This is a genomic window from Aureimonas phyllosphaerae (genome assembly GCF_900113065.1).
Taxonomy (GTDB): domain Bacteria; phylum Pseudomonadota; class Alphaproteobacteria; order Rhizobiales; family Rhizobiaceae; genus Aureimonas; species Aureimonas phyllosphaerae.
In genome coordinates this window covers 29236-46896 of the sequence record NZ_FOOA01000007.1, presented here as the reverse complement: position 1 = coordinate 46896, position 17661 = coordinate 29236, and the positions used below count along the sequence as shown (strand labels likewise).

General features: G+C 70.1%; 20 protein-coding genes. 10 read left to right on the top strand and 10 right to left on the bottom strand.

What is annotated here, in order from left to right; translation table 11 throughout:
* Window positions 1-73: 73 nt before the first annotated feature.
* Window positions 74-1996, top strand: coding sequence for a methyl-accepting chemotaxis protein (locus BM175_RS10620; protein WP_090962855.1), 1923 nt, complete (start codon window positions 74-76; stop codon window positions 1994-1996).
* An 18-nt stretch (window positions 1997-2014) separates the two neighbouring features.
* Here BM175_RS10620 and BM175_RS10615 read toward each other — a convergent pair whose 3' ends face one another.
* Window positions 2015-2461 (bottom strand): cupin domain-containing protein, encoded by a 447-nt coding sequence (locus tag BM175_RS10615; protein ID WP_090962853.1) that lies wholly within the window; start codon window positions 2459-2461, stop codon window positions 2015-2017.
* Entirely contained in the window at window positions 2458-3228 is a 771-nt protein-coding gene (gene gloB / locus BM175_RS10610) for a hydroxyacylglutathione hydrolase (RefSeq protein ID WP_090962851.1), read from the bottom strand. Before gloB ends, BM175_RS10615 begins: the two co-directional genes overlap by 4 nt.
* A 74-nt stretch (window positions 3229-3302) precedes the next feature.
* Here gloB and BM175_RS10605 point away from each other — a divergent pair, with 74 nt between their 5' ends.
* Both BM175_RS10605 and BM175_RS10600 read left to right on the top strand, forming a co-directional pair.
* Entirely contained in the window at window positions 3303-4067 is a 765-nt protein-coding gene (locus BM175_RS10605; protein ID WP_090963063.1) for a methyltransferase domain-containing protein, read from the top strand.
* Window positions 4068-4101: 34 nt separating this feature from the next.
* Complete coding sequence (locus tag BM175_RS10600; RefSeq protein ID WP_090962849.1) at window positions 4102-5085, top strand: aldo/keto reductase; 984 nt, start codon at window positions 4102-4104, stop codon at window positions 5083-5085.
* 22 nt (window positions 5086-5107) lie between these two features.
* On the opposite strand, the gene metW is transcribed toward BM175_RS10600, so the two are convergent.
* Both metW and metX read right to left on the bottom strand, forming a co-directional pair.
* Entirely contained in the window at window positions 5108-5770 is a 663-nt protein-coding gene (metW, locus tag BM175_RS10595; RefSeq protein WP_090962846.1) for a methionine biosynthesis protein MetW, read from the bottom strand.
* Complete coding sequence (gene metX / locus BM175_RS10590) at window positions 5767-6948, bottom strand: homoserine O-acetyltransferase MetX (protein ID WP_090962844.1); 1182 nt, start codon at window positions 6946-6948, stop codon at window positions 5767-5769. The genes metW and metX overlap by 4 nt, the downstream gene beginning before the upstream one ends.
* A gap of 122 nt (window positions 6949-7070) precedes the next feature.
* On the opposite strand from metX, the gene hisC reads away from it, so the two are divergent.
* Together hisC and BM175_RS10580 are read left to right on the top strand one after the other, a co-directional pair.
* Window positions 7071-8174, top strand: a complete 1104-nt coding sequence (hisC, locus tag BM175_RS10585) for a histidinol-phosphate transaminase (protein ID WP_090962842.1) — start codon at window positions 7071-7073, stop codon at window positions 8172-8174.
* Window positions 8171-9127, top strand: a complete 957-nt coding sequence (locus tag BM175_RS10580) for a prephenate/arogenate dehydrogenase family protein (protein WP_090962841.1) — start codon at window positions 8171-8173, stop codon at window positions 9125-9127. Before hisC ends, BM175_RS10580 begins: the two co-directional genes overlap by 4 nt.
* A 10-nt stretch (window positions 9128-9137) precedes the next feature.
* Here BM175_RS10580 and BM175_RS10575 read toward each other — a convergent pair whose 3' ends face one another.
* Window positions 9138-10172, bottom strand: a complete 1035-nt coding sequence (locus BM175_RS10575) for a DUF2125 domain-containing protein (RefSeq protein WP_175526824.1) — start codon at window positions 10170-10172, stop codon at window positions 9138-9140.
* 69 nt (window positions 10173-10241) lie between these two features.
* Between BM175_RS10575 and BM175_RS10570 the strand changes: the two genes are divergently transcribed.
* Window positions 10242-10754 (top strand): gamma-glutamylcyclotransferase, encoded by a 513-nt coding sequence (locus BM175_RS10570; RefSeq protein WP_055893149.1) that lies wholly within the window; start codon window positions 10242-10244, stop codon window positions 10752-10754.
* Here BM175_RS10570 and BM175_RS10565 read toward each other — a convergent pair.
* From BM175_RS10565 to ftsE, 4 genes are read right to left on the bottom strand one after another with little or no spacing between them, the layout of a single operon-like run.
* Complete coding sequence (locus tag BM175_RS10565; protein WP_244545960.1) at window positions 10751-11608, bottom strand: lysophospholipid acyltransferase family protein; 858 nt, start codon at window positions 11606-11608, stop codon at window positions 10751-10753. The genes BM175_RS10570 and BM175_RS10565 overlap by 4 nt on opposite strands.
* A gap of 53 nt (window positions 11609-11661) precedes the next feature.
* On the bottom strand, window positions 11662-12336 hold the full coding sequence (locus BM175_RS10560; RefSeq protein ID WP_244545959.1) for a YdcF family protein: 675 nt from the start codon (window positions 12334-12336) through the stop codon (window positions 11662-11664).
* A 40-nt stretch (window positions 12337-12376) separates the two neighbouring features.
* Window positions 12377-13342, bottom strand: a complete 966-nt coding sequence (locus BM175_RS10555) for a cell division protein FtsX (protein WP_090962835.1) — start codon at window positions 13340-13342, stop codon at window positions 12377-12379.
* Window positions 13335-13994 (bottom strand): cell division ATP-binding protein FtsE, encoded by a 660-nt coding sequence (gene ftsE, locus BM175_RS10550; protein WP_055893141.1) that lies wholly within the window; start codon window positions 13992-13994, stop codon window positions 13335-13337. The genes BM175_RS10555 and ftsE overlap by 8 nt, the downstream gene beginning before the upstream one ends.
* A gap of 182 nt (window positions 13995-14176) precedes the next feature.
* On the opposite strand from ftsE, the gene BM175_RS10545 reads away from it, so the two are divergent.
* From BM175_RS10545 to BM175_RS10530, 4 genes are all read left to right on the top strand, one after another.
* Entirely contained in the window at window positions 14177-14497 is a 321-nt protein-coding gene (locus BM175_RS10545; protein WP_090962833.1) for a hypothetical protein, read from the top strand.
* Window positions 14494-15030: a phosphoribosyltransferase gene (locus BM175_RS10540; RefSeq protein WP_090962831.1), complete on the top strand. Its 537-nt coding sequence runs from the start codon at window positions 14494-14496 to the stop codon at window positions 15028-15030. The genes BM175_RS10545 and BM175_RS10540 overlap by 4 nt, the downstream gene beginning before the upstream one ends.
* 100 nt (window positions 15031-15130) lie before the next feature.
* Window positions 15131-16270 (top strand): L,D-transpeptidase family protein, encoded by a 1140-nt coding sequence (locus BM175_RS10535; protein ID WP_244545958.1) that lies wholly within the window; start codon window positions 15131-15133, stop codon window positions 16268-16270.
* A 141-nt stretch (window positions 16271-16411) separates the two neighbouring features.
* Window positions 16412-16819, top strand: coding sequence for a response regulator (locus tag BM175_RS10530; protein ID WP_090962830.1), 408 nt, complete (start codon window positions 16412-16414; stop codon window positions 16817-16819).
* A 4-nt stretch (window positions 16820-16823) separates the two neighbouring features.
* Here the strand turns inward: BM175_RS10530 and tam are convergent, their stop codons facing one another.
* Window positions 16824-17612 (bottom strand): trans-aconitate 2-methyltransferase, encoded by a 789-nt coding sequence (gene tam / locus BM175_RS10525; protein ID WP_090962828.1) that lies wholly within the window; start codon window positions 17610-17612, stop codon window positions 16824-16826.
* Between the last annotated feature and the right edge of the window lie 49 nt (window positions 17613-17661).

Sequence of the window (17661 nt, the reverse complement as noted above, 5' to 3'; positions counted from 1 at the left end):
AGACAGACAGACTTTTAAGCCGCAGGTGAGACCTTCGCCCTCGAGAACAATTCAGGGGGGAACCATCCGCACCATGCGTCTTACGATCTCACGCAAGCTCGCCATGCTTATCGCGCTCGCCGCGATGGGCAGTCTCGCCGTGATGGCGGTCCAGCTCATGGAGCTGCGCTCCACCATCTGGGCCGACCGCCAGCACATGCTGCAGATGCAGGTCGAGGCGGCCGTCTCGGTGATGAAGCACTTCGCCGAGGAGGCGGATGCGGGTCGCATGACGCAGGAGCAGGCGCAGACCGCCGCGCGCGAAGCCGTGCGCAACGCGCGCTACGGCAAAGGCGAATACGTCTTCGCCTTCCTGCCGGACGGCACGCGCGTCATCCACGGCGACAGCAAACTCGAAGGCAAGAGCGGCTGGGATGAGCGCGACAGCAACGGTCTTTACCATATCCGGGCCCTGATCGCGAACGCGGCGAACGGCGGCGGCTTCACCAGCTACTACCGCACGCGCGTCGGTGAGGACGTGGCGCAGCCCAAGCTCTCCTTCACCACCCAGTTCGCGCCCTGGAACTGGACGGTCGGGACCGGCGTCTACGTCGACGACCTCGAGACGCTGTTCCGCTCGTCGCTCTACAAGGCGGCCGGCTGGAGCGCGGCGATCCTCGCCGTGCTGTGCGCCGCAGCCTTCGCCATCGCCGGCTCGATCTCCAAGCCCGTGATCCGTCTCACCGCCGACATGCGTCGCCTTGCCGAGGGCGACAAGACGGTCGAGGTCTCGGGCCTTGGTCGTCGCGACGAGATCGGCGCCATGGCCGAGACGGTGCAGGTGTTCAAGACCGCCGCGATCGAGAAGGAGCGGCTGGAAGCCGAGGCCGAAGCCTCGCGCATGGCGCAGGCCTCGACCCGCGAACGCCAGGCGGCGATCGACAGCGCCCGCGCCGAGGATCTGCGCGCCTTCGTCCATCTCGTCGAGACTAGCTTCGAGCGCCTCGCGTCGGGCGACCTGACGGTGCGCATGGACGCGGGCGTCGCGCCCGAGTTCGAGCCGATCCGTCAGACCTTCAACGCCTCCGTCGATTCGCTGGAGACCGCGATCGGCGCGGTGGTCGGCGCGATCGGGACGATCCGCCTCGGCCTCGGCGAGATCTCCAACGCGTCCAACGATCTCGCCCAGCGCACCGAGCAGCAGGCTGCCAATCTCGAGGAGACCGTCGCGGCGCTCGGCGAGGTGACGCGTGCAGTGAACGGCACGGCCGAGGGCGCCTCGAAGGCGCAAGGATCGGCCGCCGCCACGCAGAAGAACGCCGAGGCCGGTGGCGCGGTGGTCGCGCGCGCCATGGCGGCGATGGCCGAGATCGAGGATTCGTCCGGCAAGATCGGCCGCATCATCGGCGTGATCGACGAGATCGCCTTCCAGACCAACCTGCTGGCGCTGAACGCCGGCGTCGAGGCCGCACGTGCCGGTGAGGCCGGCCGTGGCTTCGCGGTCGTCGCGCAGGAGGTGCGCGGGCTCGCCCAGCGCTCGGCCGAGGCCGCCAAGGAGATCAAGACGCTGATCTCGGCCTCGGGGACGCAGGTCGAGGCGGGCGTCGAGCTCGTCACCGCCTCGGGGCGTAGCCTCGAGCAGATCATGGGCGAGGTCGCCGACATGAACCGGATCGTCGGCAAGATCGCGGGTTCGGCCCGCGAGCAGGCCGTGGCGCTTCGCGAAGTGTCGACGGCCGCCGACCAGATGGACAAGGTCACGCAGCAGAACGCGGCGATGGTGGAGGAGACGACGGCGGCCGCGCAGGCGCTCTCGGCCGAGACCGAGCAACTCGCCGCCCTCACCCGCCGCTTCCGCACCCGTGCCGGGGGCCTGGCGGCCGAGACCGCACCCGCGCGCGTCCCGCATCGCCCCGCCCCGGCGGCCTCGCGGCCGGTGGCGCAGATGCGAAGCGTCGCTCAGGCCAAGGCGAGCCCCCATGCCGCCGTGGCCGAGGACAGCTGGGAGGAGTTCTGAGACCGGACGCCCGCCGCGCTATCCGGCGCGCGGCGGGCGCGGCGTCGGCCGCCAGTCGGGCGGCGCCATCTCGAAGCTTTCGAACCGTAAGCCCGGCGCGACGGTGCAGGTGACGAGCGTCCATTCTCCGAGGCTCGTCGCCGTCTGCCACCAGCCGGCCGGCACGGTGAACTGGGGCGCCTCGCCGGTGAGGATGCCGGGCCCGAGCCGCTGGGCCGAGGCGTCGTGCCCGTTGGGCGACACGGTGATCACGAGCGGCGCGCCGGCATGCCAGGCCCAGGTCTCGGCGGCATCCGTCACGCGGTGCCACTCCGACGTCTCGCCGAGGTCCAGAAGGAAGTAGATCGCGGTCGAGCGCGCTCGGCCCGTCTCGTCCGTGGCGGTGTCGCGGAACGTCTCGCGATACCAGCCGCCCTCGGGATGGGGTGCGAGCTTCAGCGCCGCTATGACGTCGCGCGCCCTCAATATCCGTTCCTCTTCTCACGCAGCGCCGCGAACACGGCGACGGGGTCCTCGCCCGCCATGCCGAAGGCGGCCTGAAGCTCCGGGTCGTCCGCCCTGAGGAACGGATTGGTCCGCTTCTCGCGCCCGAGCGCGACGGGCAACGTCCCCTCGCCCCGCACCCGCAGCGCCTCGACCTCCTTCACCCGCTCCTGCAGGAGAAGGTTGCCGGGATCGACGTCGACCGCAAAGCGCGCGTTGGTCGCGGTGTACTCGTGCCCGCAATAGAGCAGCGTCTCGTCCGGCAGGGCGCGCAGGCGCTGGAGGCTCTCCCACATCGTCGCCGCATCGCCCTCGAACAGCCGGCCGCAGCCGAGCGAGAAGAGGGCATCGGCCGCAAACAGCGCGTTGGCCCCCGGCACGAAGTAGGCGACGTGCCCGGCGGTGTGGCCGGGCGTGTCGATCACCTCGACGCCGAGCGACCCGACCTCGAACCGGTCGCCCCCGCGCACGCCCCGGTCGATGCCGGGAATGCGGTCCCGCTCGGCCTCGGGGCCGATGACCTCGGCCCCGAACCGCGCCTTCAGCGCCGCGTTCGCCGCGACGTGGTCGCCGTGGTGATGGGTGGTCAGGATATGCGTCAGGCGCCAGCCCTCGCGCTCCAGGGCATCGAGGATCGGCCCCTCCTCCGGCGCGTCGATCGCGATCGTGTTTCCTGCCTGCGGGTCGTGCAGGAGAAGACCGATATTGGTCTCGCGACAGGGAAACTGCCGAATCGGATACTCTGACATCGCAAACCTCGCGCCTTGGCCTCGCCCGCGCTAGGTAGGGCGCGAGCCCTGCACCGGGAGAGCGGATGACGACCGTGAACGCCGACATCGTGGACCTGCGCGATTTCTACGCCTCGCGGCTCGGCGATGCCTGCGTGCGCTCGCTCGCCATGGCGCTCGGCACGGTGTGGAAGCCGATCCGCGACGAGCGCCTTGTGGGCCTTGGCTACGTCACCCCCTATCTCGACCGCTTGACCGGCGAGGCCGAGCGCACGCTCGCCTTCATGCCGGCGGCGCAGGGTGCGGTGAACTGGCCGCTCGGACGCCCCTCGCTCGCCGCCCTCGTCCACCCCGCCGAACTGCCGCTCGGTGACGCGGCCGTCGACCGCATCCTCATGGTGCACGCGCTGGAGTTCGCCGAGGATCCGGCGGAGATGCTGGGCGAGGCCTGGCGCGTCCTGGCGCCGGGCGGACGCCTCGTGATGGTCCTGCCGAGCCGCGGCGGAATGTGGTCGCGCTTCGAGCACACGCCCTTCGGCTCGGGCCGTCCCTGGTCGCGCGCGCAGGCGACCCGTCTCCTGCGCGACACGCAGTTCACGCCCGCCGGCTTCTCGGAGGCATTGTTCTTTCCGCCCTTCCGCCGCGAACGCTTCCTCAACCTCGCCGGCCCCTGGGACCGCGCCGGGCGTCGCTTCTGGCCGATCTTCGCGGGCGCGATCGTGATCGAAGCGGTCAAGCTCGTCTATCGCGGCATTCCCGTCACCAGCCGCGAGCGCAGCCGCATCCGCGCGATGCGCCCGGTGCTGGTGCCGCAGGGTCGTCCGGCGCTACACCTCGAAAAGCCGCCCGAGGCACCCTAGCTCCCGGCCTCGGCCATCGAACAGGAGTGCCTCCATGGAACAGCGCAAGCTCGGCCCCGATCTTCAGGTCTCCGCCCTCGGCCTCGGCTGCATGGGCATGTCGGAATTCTACGGCGCGGGCGACGACGGCGAATCGCTCTCCGTCATCCACCGGGGGCTCGACCTCGGCATCACCTTCCTCGACACGGCCGACATGTACGGCGTCGGGCGCAACGAGGAGCTCGTCGGGCGCGCGCTGAAGGGCCGCCGCGACCGCGTGGTGCTCGCCACCAAGTTCGGCAATGTGCGCGGGGCGAGCGGCGAGCGCCTCGGCATCAACGGCCGGCCGGACTACCTGCGCCGCGCCTGCGACGCCAGCTTGAAGCGCCTCGGGGTCGAGCACGTCGACCTCTACTACCAGCACCGGGTCGACCCGAACGTTCCGATCGAGGACACGGTCGGCGAGATGGGCCGCCTCGTGGAGGAGGGCAAGGTGCGCTTCCTCGGCCTGTCGGAGGCCGGACCCGAGACGATCCGCCGCGCGCACGCGACCCATCCGATCGCCGCCCTCCAGACCGAGTACTCGCTCTGGAGCCGCGACCCGGAGGCCGAGATCCTGCCCACTTTACGCGAACTCGGCATCGGCTTCGTGCCCTACTCGCCGCTCGGCCGCGGCTTCCTCACCGGCCGCTTCCAGACGCCCGAGGATCTGCCGGACGACGATTTCCGGAAAGGAAGCCCGCGCTTCTCGCCGGAGAATTTCGCCAAGAACCTGAAGCTCGTCGATACGGTGAAGGCGATCGCCAAGCGGAAGAACGCCGCCCCGTCCCAGCTCGCGCTCGCCTGGGTTCTGGCGCAAGGCGACGACATCGTGCCGATCCCCGGCACCAAGCGGATGCGTTATCTCGAGGAGAACGCGGAAGCCGTCCATGTCGAGCTGACCGCCGACGATCTCGCCGAGATCGACGAGGCCTTCCCGGCGGGAGCGGCCGCCGGCGAGCGCTACCCGGAAGCGGGGATGAAGGCGGTCAACCTCTGACGATCGGCTGCCGGGCGGCGCGTCAGCGCCGCCTCAGCACGAACACGCCCTGCGCGCCGAGGAGGTTCCACACCGCCCAGGGCAGGCGCATGCCGATGCGCTCGCCCGCGGAGTTCAAGGCGACCGCGCTTTCCACCTCGGCGCCCAGCTCGCGGGTCAGTTCGACGAAGTCGCGGATCGTGCAGAAGTGGATGTTGGGCGTGTCGTACCAGGAATAGGACAGGCTCTTCGTCACCGGCATCCGCCCCTTGAAGAAGAGCGACGAGCGCACCGACCAGTGGCCGAAGTTCGGGAACGACACCACGGCGCGCCGGCCGATCCGCAGGAGTTCGCCAAGCACGAGCTTGGGGTTGTCGGTCGCCTGGATGGTCTGCGAGAGGATCGCGTAGTCGAAGGCGGCGTCGGGATAGTGGACGAGGTCGCGGTCGGCGTCGCCCTGGATCACCGACAGGCCGCGCCGGACGCAGGCGTTGACGCCGGGCTGCGAGAGCTCGATGCCGCGCGCGTCGACGCCGCGCCGCGCCTGCAGGAGTTCCATCAGCGAACCGTCGCCGCAGCCGATGTCGAGGACGCGCGTGCCCGGCTCGACGAGTTCGGCGATGATGCGCAGGTCGACGCGCGCGCCCGCGTCCTCGAAGGCGACGCCCGGCGTCGTCGGCACCGGCAGGCTATCCACCGCGCTCATGAGAGGCCCCTCGCCTTGGCGGCCGCCGACACGAAGCCCTGCACCGCGCCGGTGAACTCGGGCTCGTCGAGCAGGAACGCGTCGTGGCCCTTGTCGGTCTCGATCTCGACGAAGGAGACCGAGGCGGCGTTGGCGTTCAGCGCATGGACGATCGCCCGGCTTTCGCTGGTCGGGAACAGCCAGTCCGACGAGAAGGACACGAGGCAGAAGCGCGTGCGCGCGCCGCGGAACGCCTCGGCAAGCCGGCCGCCGTGCTCGGCCGCGATGTCGAAATAGTCCATCGCGCGCGTGAGGTAGAGATAGGCGTTGGCGTCGAAGCGGTCGACGAAGGTCATGCCCTGGTGGCGCAGGTAGCTCTCGATCTGGAAGTCCGCCTCGAAGCCGAAGCCAAGCTTCTCGCGGTCCTGTAGGTTGCGGCCGAACTTGCGGTGAAGCGCGGCCTCCGACAGGTAGGTGACGTGCGCGGCCATGCGCGCCACGGCGAGCCCCTTGTGCGGGCGCGTGCCGTGCTGGAGGTAATGTCCGCCGCGCCAGTCGGGGTCGGCCATCACGGCCTGCCGCCCGACCTCGTGGAAGGCGATGTTCTGCGAGGAGTGGCGTGCGCCGGTGGCGATCGGCAGCGCCGCGAAGACGCGGGTCGGATAGGCCACCGTCCACTGCAGCACCTGCATGCCGCCCATTGAGCCGCCGATCACGGCAAAGAGCTGGTCGATGCCGAGCCGGTCGATCAGCATGGCCTGCGCCCGCACCATGTCGCCGATCGTCAGCACCGGCAGGTCGAGCGCGTAAGGGAGCCCCGTCGACAGGTCGACCGAGGCCGGCCCCGTCGAGCCCATGCAGGAGCCGATGACGTTGGAGCAGACGACGAAGAAGCGGTCGGTATCGATCGGCTTGCCCGGACCGATCAGGCTCGACCACCAGCCAGGCTTGCCCGTCACCGGGTTGGGGCTCGCCGCGTACTGGTCGCCCGTCAGCGCATGGCAGACGTAGATCGCGTTGGACTTGGCCGCGTTGAGTTCGCCATAGGTCTCATAAGCGATGTGGAAGGGCGAAAGCGTCCGGCCGGCGTCAAGGCGCAGCGGCTCGCCCTCGCCGAAGAAGGCGACCTTCGAGGAGGGCTGGCGCGCCTCGCGCGCGCTCAAGGTTTCTTCGGTGGCGGGATCGGCGATGATCGACATGGCCCGTGCTATCGCCGACCGTCCCGCAGCGCAACGGATTGTTGCGCTTCGTCTCGACAGGCGCAGCGGTGGGGAGTATGCGCGGGCGCATGTCACTTACCGGCCGACCGTCAGGACCCGCCATGACCAGCCTTCCCGCCCGCCCGCAGCCCAAGCCCGGCGTCCTCGACATCGAGGCCTACGTGCCGGGCAAGAGCAAGGCTCCGACGGGCGTCAAGCTGCACAAGCTCTCGTCCAACGAAACGCCGTTCGGCGCCTCGCCCGACGTGCAGGCCGCGCTGCGCGACGTGGCGGCCCATCTCGAGCTCTACCCCGACGGCCAGGCCGGCGCGCTGAAGGCGGCGATCGCCGAGGTGCATGGGCTGGAGCCCGCGCGCATCCTGTGCGGCAACGGTTCGGACGAGCTTCTCGGGCTTCTCGCGCAGGCGTTCCTGTCGCCGGGCGACGAGGCGATCCACACCGAGCACGGATTCCTCGTCTACGACATCTACATCCGCGCCGCCGGGGCGACGCCGGTGGTCGCGCGCGAGCGGGACGAGCGCGCCGAGGTCGACGCGATCCTCGCCTGCGTCACCGCACGCACCAAGATCGTGTTCCTCGCCAACCCGAACAACCCGACCGGCACCTACCTGCCGGAGACGGAGGTCCGTCGGCTGCATGCCGCGCTGCCGGGTCACGTCCTCCTCGTCCTCGACGCGGCCTATGCCGAATACGTCCGCCGGGAGGACTACGAGGCCGGCGCCAAGCTCGTCGCCGAGTTCGACAACGTCGTGATGACGCGCACCTTCTCGAAGATCCACGGCCTCGCGGCGCTGCGCATCGGCTGGATGCTCGCCCCCGAAGCCATCGTCGACGCGCTCGACCGCATCCGCGGGCCGTTCAACCTCAATGCGATGGCGATCGCGGCGGGCGCCGCCGCGATCCGCGACCGCGACCATGTCGAGAAGACCGTCGCGCACAACGACGCGTGGCTGGAGCGGCTGACGCGCGAGTTGTCGGCGCTCAACCTCCGCGTCACGCCCTCGGTCGGCAACTTCGTGCTGGTCCACTTCCCCGACGAGGCCGGTCGCACCGCGGCCGATGCCGACGCCTTCCTGACCGAGCGCGGCTTCATCCTGCGGCGCGTGGCGGGCTACGGCTTCCCCAACGCGCTGCGCCTCACGGTCGGCTCGAGCGAAGCCAACGAGGGCGTCGTCGCGGCACTGAAGGACTTCCTCGCGAAATGACGGAACCGCTCTTCGACAAGATCGCGCTGATCGGCATCGGTCTGATCGGCTCCTCGATCGCGATCAACATCCGCGACCGGGGCCTTGCGCGTCACGTCTCGATCGCCACGCGCCGCGAGGCGACGCTGCGCCGCGCCGAAGACCTCAGGCTCGGCACGAGCTACCATCTCGATCCGGCAGACGCCGTGCGCGATGCCGACCTCGTGATCCTCTGCCTGCCGGTCGGCTCGTGTGGTGCGGCGGCGGCCGCCATTGCCTCGAGCCTCAAGCCGGGTGCGATCGTCTCGGACGTCGGTTCGGTGAAGAAGGCGGTGGTGGACCAGATGCAGCCGCATCTGCCGCCCCACGTCCATTTCGTGCCCGGCCACCCGATCGCGGGCACCGAGCAGTCCGGCCCGGACGCCGGCTTCCTCGAGCTCTTCGAGAACCGCTGGACGATCCTCACCCCCCTGCCCGAGACCGACGAGGCGGCGACGGAGCGCTTGCGCGCCCTGTGGTTGGCGACCGGCGCCATGGTCGAGACGATGACGCCCGAGCACCACGACCTCGTGCTCGCGATCGTCTCTCACGTGCCGCACCTCATCGCCTACAACATCGTCGGCACGGCCGCCGACCTCGAGACGGTGACCCAGTCCGAGGTCATCAAGTTCTCGGCCTCGGGTTTTCGCGATTTCACCCGCATCGCGGCGTCCGACCCGACGATGTGGCGCGACATCTTCCTCACCAATCGCGAGGCGGTGCTGGAAATGCTCGCCCGCTTCTCGGAGGACCTTGCGTCGCTCCAGCGCGCGATCCGCTGGGGCGACGGCGAGGCGCTGTTCGACCTCTTCACCCGCACGCGCGCCATCCGACGCTCCATCGTGCAGGCCGGCCAGGACACGGAAGAGGCGAACTTCGGGCGCCTCAAGCCGCGCAAGGACCCGTGGAACGAGGCCGGCGCGCCCGGCGAATAGAGCCTTTTCGTCAGATGCGCGGCAGGCGGCCGAGGGGAATGAACCCGAGGCGGGCCTCGCCGTCGCGGACCGCGACGTCGAGCACCGTCTGGCCGCTCTCCTGACGCCCGACGAGGCCGATGCCGCTGGCGATCGTGGACGCGATGCCGGCGGTGCCAGGCACAAGCACCGAGACGAGCTGCGCGATCGCCTGCGGGTTCTGGAGCCCCAGGCGGAAGTCGCCGGAGATTTCGCCGGTCTCGGACACGCGGAACGGGCCGGAGACGTCCACCATTGCACCGACCGAGGAGCTCAGGCGCAGGGCGCGGATCATGCCGGCTTGCCCACGCAACGCCGGACCGACCTGGCCGCCGGGCACCCCGTCGCGCAGCCAGTTCGCCGCGCCGTCGACGGTGAGGTCGACGGCCAGATCGAAGGCGGGAATATCGCCGATCGGCGGGATGGTGGCGATGACGCCCGTATCCGACAGGGCGAAGTCGAGACCCGCCCCGTTCTGGCGGGCATGCGTCTCGAGCCGCGCCGAGCGGGCGAGCGGCGTCAGCGCCCCCGCTTCGCCGACCAGCGACAGGACGGGCTGGTCGACGGCGACCGACACACGCTCCAGCCCTTCGCTCCAGAGGCTCGTCGAGCCCTGCGCGAGCGACCAGCTCATTTCCATCGTGGGAAGGTCGGGAACCGTGGCGCGCAAGGGACCGGCGAGCTCGGCCACGATGTGGGATGGCTGGTAGACCTGCGCCGCGGTGCGCAGCGAGCCCGCCGACAGGCGGATGCCGTTCTCCGGGGCGTCGACGCCGACGCTGTCGCAGGACAGGCCGATGCGGAAGGGGTAGCCGAAGACGCCGCGGTTGTCGCAGGTGATCATGGTGCCGCCGCCCGCCGCCGCGTCGAGCGCCGAGGCGACGCGCCGGTCGAGTTCGCCCGCCAGCCAGTACCAGGCACCGGTGAGGGCGGCCGCCAGCACGACGACGAGGATCGCGACGCCCGCGAAGACCCTGCCCGCGCCGGAGCGACGGCCCGTTTCCCCATCCGCCCTTGACCTTGCCATCCCGGCATCCTTTCTGCACGGCCGAACCGGCGCCTTCATGAAGCGCCGGGAACGGGAATGGCAAGAGCGATGGACGATTTGTGGGTGTTCGGATACGGCTCGCTGATCTGGCGGCCGGGCTTCGAGTACGAGGAACGCGCCAAGGCGCGCCTTGCCGGCTTCCACCGCTCGCTCTGCATCTATTCCCATGTCCATCGCGGCACGCCGGAGCGGCCGGGGCTGGTGTTCGGCCTCGACCGCGGCGGCTCCTGCGTCGGCATGGCGTTCCGTGTCGCGGCGAGCCGCGCCGAGGCGACGATCGCGTATCTGCGCGAGCGCGAACTCGTGACCAGCGTCTATCTCGAGACGACCCTGCCGGTGCGCCTTCTCGACGGACGGCCGGTGCGCGCACTCGCTTATGTCGTGGACCGCGGCCACTCGCAATATGCGGGCCGGCTGTCGGTGGAAACGGCGGCGGCGCTGGTCGGGCGCTCGCACGGCCAGTCCGGCGCCAATCGCGACTATGTGCTCTCCGCGCTCGCCGAGATCCGCGCGCTCGGCCTCAGCGACCGCTGGCTCGAAGGGGTCGCCGCGCGGCTCTAGAGCCCCTGCGTGCCCGCCGGCGCGCGCTCCTCGACCGCCGGATGGGGGTCGGGATCGGCAAGGAGCCGCGTCACCAGATCGCTCTTCGGCAGGTCCGGCCGTTCGGCATAGGCGCGTTTGACGAGGTCGAGCGAGCGGGCTTCGATCCGGTCGCGCAGTTCCGAGATGAACGGCTCGCGCTCCAGCCCCGGCGGGATCGGCTCCAGAAACTCGGCCCGGATCGTCCCCGGCTCGCGGCGCACCGCCTGGCGCGGCCAGAACAGGCCGGAATTCAGGGCCACGGGCACGACGGGCAGCCCGAGTTCGGCGTAGAGATAGTGGATGCCGGGGCGGTAGTTCGGCGCGGTGCCGGGCGCCGAGCGGGTGCCTTCCGGGTAGATCACGATCTGCCGCCCCTCGGCCACCGCCTTGCGGGCGCCGGCCAGGAGCGAGGGCAGGACGGCGGCGCGGCGCGAGCGGTCCACCGGGATCATGCCCATGGTGCGCGCGTACCAGCCGAAGACCGGAATGCCCATCAGCTCCTTCTTCAGGATGAAGGTCGGGCGCTCGACCACCAGGAGAAGGACGATCACGTCCCAGAAGGACTGGTGCTTGGCGGCGACGATGCAGGGGCCGTTCGGCACGAGGTCGGCCTTCTCGACCACGGAATGCGTTCCGGCCACATGGCGCAGCAGCCAGAGGCTGTTGCGGGCCCAGCCCTTCACGGTGCGCCAGCGCGCCTCTTCCGAACGGAGGAAGAAGACCGGCAGGTTGATGAGGAGCTGTCCGATCAGGTGCGTGTAGAACAGGACCTGGAACAGCACGGAGCGCAGGGTGATCATCGGGCGAAAGGCTCGGGAAGTGCGGCGGCCCACGGGCGGGCGCCTTCTCATACGGGGTGCGGCGGCGGAGGGGAAGCGGCGCGCGCCTAGTCCGACCGCTCGGCCACGCGGTGATGCGTGCTGCCGCTCAAGGTCGAGAGATCGACGCCGGTCGCCAGCCGCGCCTTTACCACCAGCACCTTGGCGTATTCGGTGACGAGCAGGCGCAGGCCGAGCCGCGTCGGCCAGCCGTCGCGCCGCCACAGCTTCTCCGGCGATACGGGGTAGGGCACGATCGCCGGCGGGTCCGACACGCCGCTCATCTCGAGGAGCGAGCGGGGAATGTGGTAGTCGCTGGTGACGAGCAGCAGCCTCGCGAAGCCGTGCTCCTTGGCCCAGCGGGCCGTCGCCTCGGCGTTGCCGATCGTGTCCATCGCCTCGTAGTCGAGGTCGACGCAGCAGTCGATCAGCGCCATCTCGGTGCCGGTGGCGCGCGCGATGGCGCCGGCGCTCGTGTCACGGTTCACGCCGCTAATGAGGAGCCGACGCCCCTCGCCCTCGCGCAGGAGCCCGATCGCCTTGCGCAGGCGCTGCTCGCCGCCCGTCAGCACCACGATTCCATCAGCATGGGCGGCGGTCGGCGGCGCCGACAGCGCCGCGACGTCGCTCGCGAACCGCGCGAAGCCGCCGACGAGATAGGCGCCGCTCGCCAGGACCGCGAACAGCACGAGCCATGCGATGCGGCGCGGCCAGCGGCTGCGCCGTTCCTCCAGTGCCCTCACCGCACCGCCTCGCGTTCAGAGCGGTCGCTCGTATTCATTCTCATCCGTCCACCGGCGACAGCATGTCGATCGCGGCCAATTGGCTGGTGACCGTGATGCGGGAGGTGAGTGCGGTCAAGACGCCGATCAAGACCACCAGCGCCGCCGTGCCGCCATAGCCCCACCAGGAGATGGCGAACGAGCCGAACAGCGCGCTGATCTGATCGGCCTCCGGCGTCGCCTGGTTGGCGCGCGTCCACTGGCCGATCGCCAGGAACACGAGGAAGGCGCAGGCGCCCCCGGTCACGGCCCCGATCAGCCCGAGCTTCAGGAAATGGCGCTGGAACTCGCCCGCGATGAAGCCGCTGCGCGCGCCGACGAAATGCAGAACCTCGATGATGTGGCGGTTGCCCGTCATTGCGCCGCGCGTCGCGAAGACGACGGTGAGAACGGTCGCGATCATCACGAGGCCGAGGATCGCGATGCCGATCAGGACCGTCGCATGGGCCATGGAGACGAGGCGCGAGACCCAGGCGCGGTGGTCGTCGAGGCTGGCCTGGGGGACCGCGGCGCGAACCGCCTCGCGCAGGCGCTGGAAGTCGGGCGGCGAGCGCTCGTCGATGCCGACGATCACGAGGCGCGGCACCGGCAGTTCGTCGAGGTCGAGGCCCTCGCCGAGCCAGGGCTCCAGAAGCCGCCCGGTCGCCGCGTCATCGAGCGCGCTCGCCGACACGACGCCGGGAACGGCCAGCACCGTTTCGCGGACTTTTGCCAGCGCCGCGGCCATGTCGAGACCTTCGTCCGGCCGGATCTGCACCGTCACCTCGCGCGCGATCTCGCTCTGCCAATCGGCCGCCGTGTCGGCGACGAGCGTGACGGCGCCGAGCGTCAGGCTGGCGAGAAAGGTCATGATCGCGATTACAGTCAGGAGCGCGCGGCCCGCGACGTTGCCGGGCGGCACGATCGGGGTCGGCCGCGCCTCGGCGCGCGCACGCCACCATGCGAGGAGGGCGCGCGGATCAGTCATAGATCTGCAGCCTCCCCTCGGCGAGGATGAGGCGGCGCGCCTCGACCTGGTCCATCAGGCCGAGGTCGTGGGTGGCGATGACGACCGCCGTGCCGGTGCGGTTGAGTTCCATGAAGAGACGCAGGAGGCGGCGGGCGAGCGGCGGGTCGACGTTGCCGGTCGGCTCGTCGGCGAGAAGGATGTCGGGCCGGTCGATGAGGGCCCGCGCGATCGCCGCGCGCTGCTTCTCGCCGCCCGACAGCACCACGGGCGAAGCGTCCATGCGCTCGCCGAGCCCCACCCACTTGATGAGGTCCTCGACGTCGCGCCGGTAACTCGCCTCCTCGCGCCCGCGCACGCGCAGGGGAAGCGCGACGTTCTCGTAGGTCGTGAGATGGTCGAGCAGGCGAAAATCCTGGAACACGACACCGATGCGGCGGCGGATCGCGGGCAGATCGGTGCGCTTCAGGGTCGAGGCGTCCTTGCCGAGCACGGTGATCATGCCGCGCGTGGGTTTGAGCGCCAGGAAGAGCATGCGCAGGAGGCTGGTCTTGCCGGCCCCTGACGGTCCCGTCAGGAACTGGAAGGACTTCGACCGGATCTCGAAGGTCAGGTCGCGCAGGACTTCCGGTCCCATGTCGTAACGCAGGCCCACGTTCTCGAACCGTATCAAGCCGCCCCGGCCTCCCTCTCGCACCGGCGCCGCGCGGCGCCGAACCTCGTCCCTGATCCATCATTCCGGCCGCATTCGGGCCGCGTTCTCGATCCCACAAGCTTCCGTTAACCATAGGAGCTTACCGAATCCTGACCTGTCGCGCCGATCTCGCGCGCGATCTTAATCGGAAGGAGGGTGGCATGGAGTCGATCCACCGCGAAACCCGGCGCAGCCGGCTTCGGGACGACTGGCGCAACGCCCGCGGCCTCGTGATCGAGGGCCACGTCGTTTCAGGCGGCCGCTCGTCCTTCGCACCGCCGTCCGTGCCCCGCTGGGGCGCGGCGCTCGAGGCCGCGTCGCGGTTCGCGCCCGCAACGCCGGGCCTCACCCGTCTCGCGCTGCCGGCCGGCGTCGCGCTGGCGGCGCTCGCCGTCTTCGCGCTCCTGCCCGGCGAGCCCGTGCGCCATGGCGCGGCTGAGTCGAGCGTGCGCGTCGCCGCCGCCCCGCAGGTGGTCCGATGACCCGGGTTCGCGGGCGCGAGCTGGAAGTCCTCTTCGGCGAGGAGGCCATCGTGCGCGAGATCGACCGCATGGCGGGCGAGATCGCGGCGAAGGAGCCGGAGAATCTCCTCGTCGTCGCCGTGCTGAAAGGCTCGTTCGTCTTCGCCGCCGACCTCATCCGCGCGCTGCATCGACACGGCGTCGCGCCTGAGATGGAGTTCATCTCCCTCTCCTCCTACGGCGCGGGCACCGTCGGCGGCGACGTCAGGATCGTGCGCGACGTCGAGGGCGCGATCGAGGGCCGCAAGGTGCTGATCGTCGACGACATCCTGGAATCGGGCCGCACGCTCCTCTTCGCGCGCGACCTGATGCTGAAGCGCGGTGCCACGGCTTGCGAGATCGCGGTTCTCCTCGACAAGAAGATGAAGCGCGCGGCCGCGATCGAGGCCGAGCATGTCGGCTTCGACTGCCCGGACGTCTTCGTGGTCGGATACGGCATGGACGTCGGCCACGCCTTCCGCGAGCTGCCTTTCGTCGGTCGGGTCGTGGACTGAACGCCCCCTCGGGACATTTAAGGTTCTGCGCGCGTTTGCGCGTGGAGCCGCAGCGTCGCCGACGCGTTGTCGCCTCCAATCGGATCAGGAGTAGACGCCAATGCCCAAGCCGTCATGGATCACCCTCGCCCTGGTCCTGGCGATGGGCGAGACCGCGCTCGCAGCGCCCCCGATGCCCGACCTCTCGGAAAGCGCGATCAATTCGGCAAGCTTCGAGGACTGGACGGCGCGGCAGCAGGCCGCCGACGCCGCGGCCGAGAACCCGGGCGACCAGCCGGCCGACGATGATGCCGCCGCCCCGGTCGAGGACGGCGACGAACCCGCCCCGCCGGAAGGCTCGCAGACTGCAAGCCCGACCGCCGAGCCGCCCGCGGAGGCCGAGCCGGAGGATGCGCCGGACCCGTTCATGATTCGCGTCCAGGTGCTTCTCGACCGCGCCCACGCGTCGCCGGGCGTCATCGACGGCCGTTCGGGCGGCAACACCGAGAAGGCGATCCGCGCCTACGAGGAGGCGCACGATATGAGCGTCGACGGCGTCGTGGACGAAGCGCTCTGGAAGGCGCTCTCAGTGGATGGCGGCGCGGCGGTGAAGACCTACCAGCTGACGCGCGAGGACATCGACCAGCGCTACATCTCCGAGATCCCGTCGGACTACGGCGCGATGGCCAAGCTCGACTGCCTCTGCTACCGCGGCCCCTCGGAAATGCTCGCCGAGCGGTTCCACATGGACGAGAAGCTGCTTCTCGCCCTGAACCCCGGCGCCGACTTCAAGTCCACCGACACGAAGCTCATCGTCGCCGACCCCGGCGCGCCGCCGGAAGGCGAGGTCGACCACATCGTCGTCGACAAGTCGAAGGGCGAACTCTTCGCCTACGACGCGGACAACCGCGTTCTGATGTCGGCCCCCGCCACGATCGGCTCCGACGACACGCCCTCGCCGAGCGGCACGATGAAGGTCAACGGAAGCGCGCCCAACCCGACCTACGAGTACGATCCGGACAAGAACTTCCAGCAGGGCAAGAACCGGAAGAAGCTGACCATTCCCGCAGGCCCGAACGGCCCCGTCGGCGCGATGTGGATCGACCTGTCGAAGCCGACCTACGGCATCCACGGCGCGCCCGAGCCCTCGCAGATCGGCAAGACCGGCAGCCACGGCTGCGTCCGCCTGACCAACTGGGATGCGGAAGCGCTCGCTGAGCTCGTCCAGCCGGCCAAGACGACGGTCGAGTTCAAGGGCTGAGGGCGCGCGGAGCGCCTTCACCAACGGTTAGCCCTGTTCGGTAAGGGTTCGGACAAGGATCGCCCCGCATACTCCGTGCCACGGACCGGGTCTTGCCCTGTCCGGCCGGTGCTTTCCGGCGCATGCGAGGAAGAGGACACCATGGCCCGAATCTTGATCGCCGAGGACGACACCGGCATCCGGCTTCTCGTGGCGCGTGCCCTGCGCCTCGAAGGCCACGAGGTGCTGGTCGCCGAGGACGGCGAGATGGCGGTGGACATTCTCGCCGAGGAGAACGGCGCGTTCGATCTCCTCCTGTCCGACATCCGCATGCCGGGCATGACCGGGATCGAACTCGCCCACGCGGCCCATGCGACCTTCCCCGACCTGCCGATCCTCTTGATGACCGGCTATGCCGAGCAGAAGGAAGCGGCCGAGGACCTGTCGGCCTTCATTCTCGGCGTCGTCGAGAAGCCCTTCACGATCGCCGAGATTCGCCAGCGCGTGGCGCATGCGCTGCGCGGCTCGACCGCCACGCAGACCTCCGAACCGCTCCGCCGCTACGCCTGACGCGTCACGCCTTCCGCGCGACCATGAACAGGCGCGGAAAGGCGAGGAGCCGCCGACCGTCGGCGCGCGGCGGGTAACGCCGGTCCATTTCCTCAGTGTAGCGCTGGGAGAACGCCGCCCTCATTGCCGCGTCGAGCGGGTCGAGAAACGGCTTCAGTCCCGTCGACGTGAACCAGTCGGTGATCGCCTGCGGCGATTCCATCGGATGGTTGTAGACCGTCGCCCACACGTCGACCTCCGACGCCTCCGCCGCCAGCCAGTCGTAATAGCGCTCGCGCGGGGCGATCACCTCGCGCGCCTCGTCCATGCCGCCGAGGACCGCCGCGAACGGCGCTTCCGCCGCGATGTCGCGCATGGCCACCTGCGAGGGATCGCCGAGATTGTCGGGGATCTGCGCAGCGAGGAGACCGCCCGGGCGCACATGCGAGAACAGCGCCGGCAACAGCTGCGCATGCCCCGTCACCCATTGCAGAGCGGCGTTGGAAAACAGGAGATCGAAGGAGACGCCCGGTGCGAAGGCGCCGATGTCGGCACGCTCGAAGCGGGTGTCCGGGAGGCGGCGTCGCGCCGCTTCCAGCATCGACTCCGACATGTCGTAGCCGATGATCTCGGCCTCCGGAAAGCGCTCGACGAGGAGCGCGGTGGAGTTGCCGGGGCCGCAGCCGAGGTCGGCGATCCGCAGACCCGCACCGCGCTCGCCCGCGCCGATCCGGCACCGGGCAAGGAGATCGCGCGCGGGCCGGGTGCGTTCGTCCTCGAAGCGGGAGTAGAGCCCCGGGTTCCAGTCGACCATGGCAAGCGATCCTTCGGGCGTGCGGATGCCCGCTTCTACGCCCACCGAC

What these genes read in the sequence shown, in the direction of transcription:
- BM175_RS10620 (WP_090962855.1), top strand. Translation starts at nt 74, where the DNA reads ATGCGTCTTACGATCTCACGCAAGCTCGCCATGCTTATCGCGCTCGCC.
- gloB (WP_090962851.1), bottom strand. Translation starts at nt 3,228, where the DNA reads ATGTCAGAGTATCCGATTCGGCAGTTTCCCTGTCGCGAGACCAATATC.
- BM175_RS10600 (WP_090962849.1), top strand. Translation starts at nt 4,102, where the DNA reads ATGGAACAGCGCAAGCTCGGCCCCGATCTTCAGGTCTCCGCCCTCGGC.
- metW (WP_090962846.1), bottom strand. Translation starts at nt 5,770, where the DNA reads ATGAGCGCGGTGGATAGCCTGCCGGTGCCGACGACGCCGGGCGTCGCC.
- metX (WP_090962844.1), bottom strand. Translation starts at nt 6,948, where the DNA reads ATGTCGATCATCGCCGATCCCGCCACCGAAGAAACCTTGAGCGCGCGC.
- hisC (WP_090962842.1), top strand. Translation starts at nt 7,071, where the DNA reads ATGACCAGCCTTCCCGCCCGCCCGCAGCCCAAGCCCGGCGTCCTCGAC.
- BM175_RS10580 (WP_090962841.1), top strand. Translation starts at nt 8,171, where the DNA reads ATGACGGAACCGCTCTTCGACAAGATCGCGCTGATCGGCATCGGTCTG.
- BM175_RS10575 (WP_175526824.1), bottom strand. Translation starts at nt 10,172, where the DNA reads ATGGCAAGGTCAAGGGCGGATGGGGAAACGGGCCGTCGCTCCGGCGCG.
- BM175_RS10570 (WP_055893149.1), top strand. Translation starts at nt 10,242, where the DNA reads ATGGACGATTTGTGGGTGTTCGGATACGGCTCGCTGATCTGGCGGCCG.
- BM175_RS10555 (WP_090962835.1), bottom strand. Translation starts at nt 13,342, where the DNA reads ATGACTGATCCGCGCGCCCTCCTCGCATGGTGGCGTGCGCGCGCCGAG.
- BM175_RS10545 (WP_090962833.1), top strand. Translation starts at nt 14,177, where the DNA reads ATGGAGTCGATCCACCGCGAAACCCGGCGCAGCCGGCTTCGGGACGAC.
- BM175_RS10540 (WP_090962831.1), top strand. Translation starts at nt 14,494, where the DNA reads ATGACCCGGGTTCGCGGGCGCGAGCTGGAAGTCCTCTTCGGCGAGGAG.
- BM175_RS10535 (WP_244545958.1), top strand. Translation starts at nt 15,131, where the DNA reads ATGCCCAAGCCGTCATGGATCACCCTCGCCCTGGTCCTGGCGATGGGC.
- BM175_RS10530 (WP_090962830.1), top strand. Translation starts at nt 16,412, where the DNA reads ATGGCCCGAATCTTGATCGCCGAGGACGACACCGGCATCCGGCTTCTC.
- tam (WP_090962828.1), bottom strand. Translation starts at nt 17,612, where the DNA reads ATGGTCGACTGGAACCCGGGGCTCTACTCCCGCTTCGAGGACGAACGC.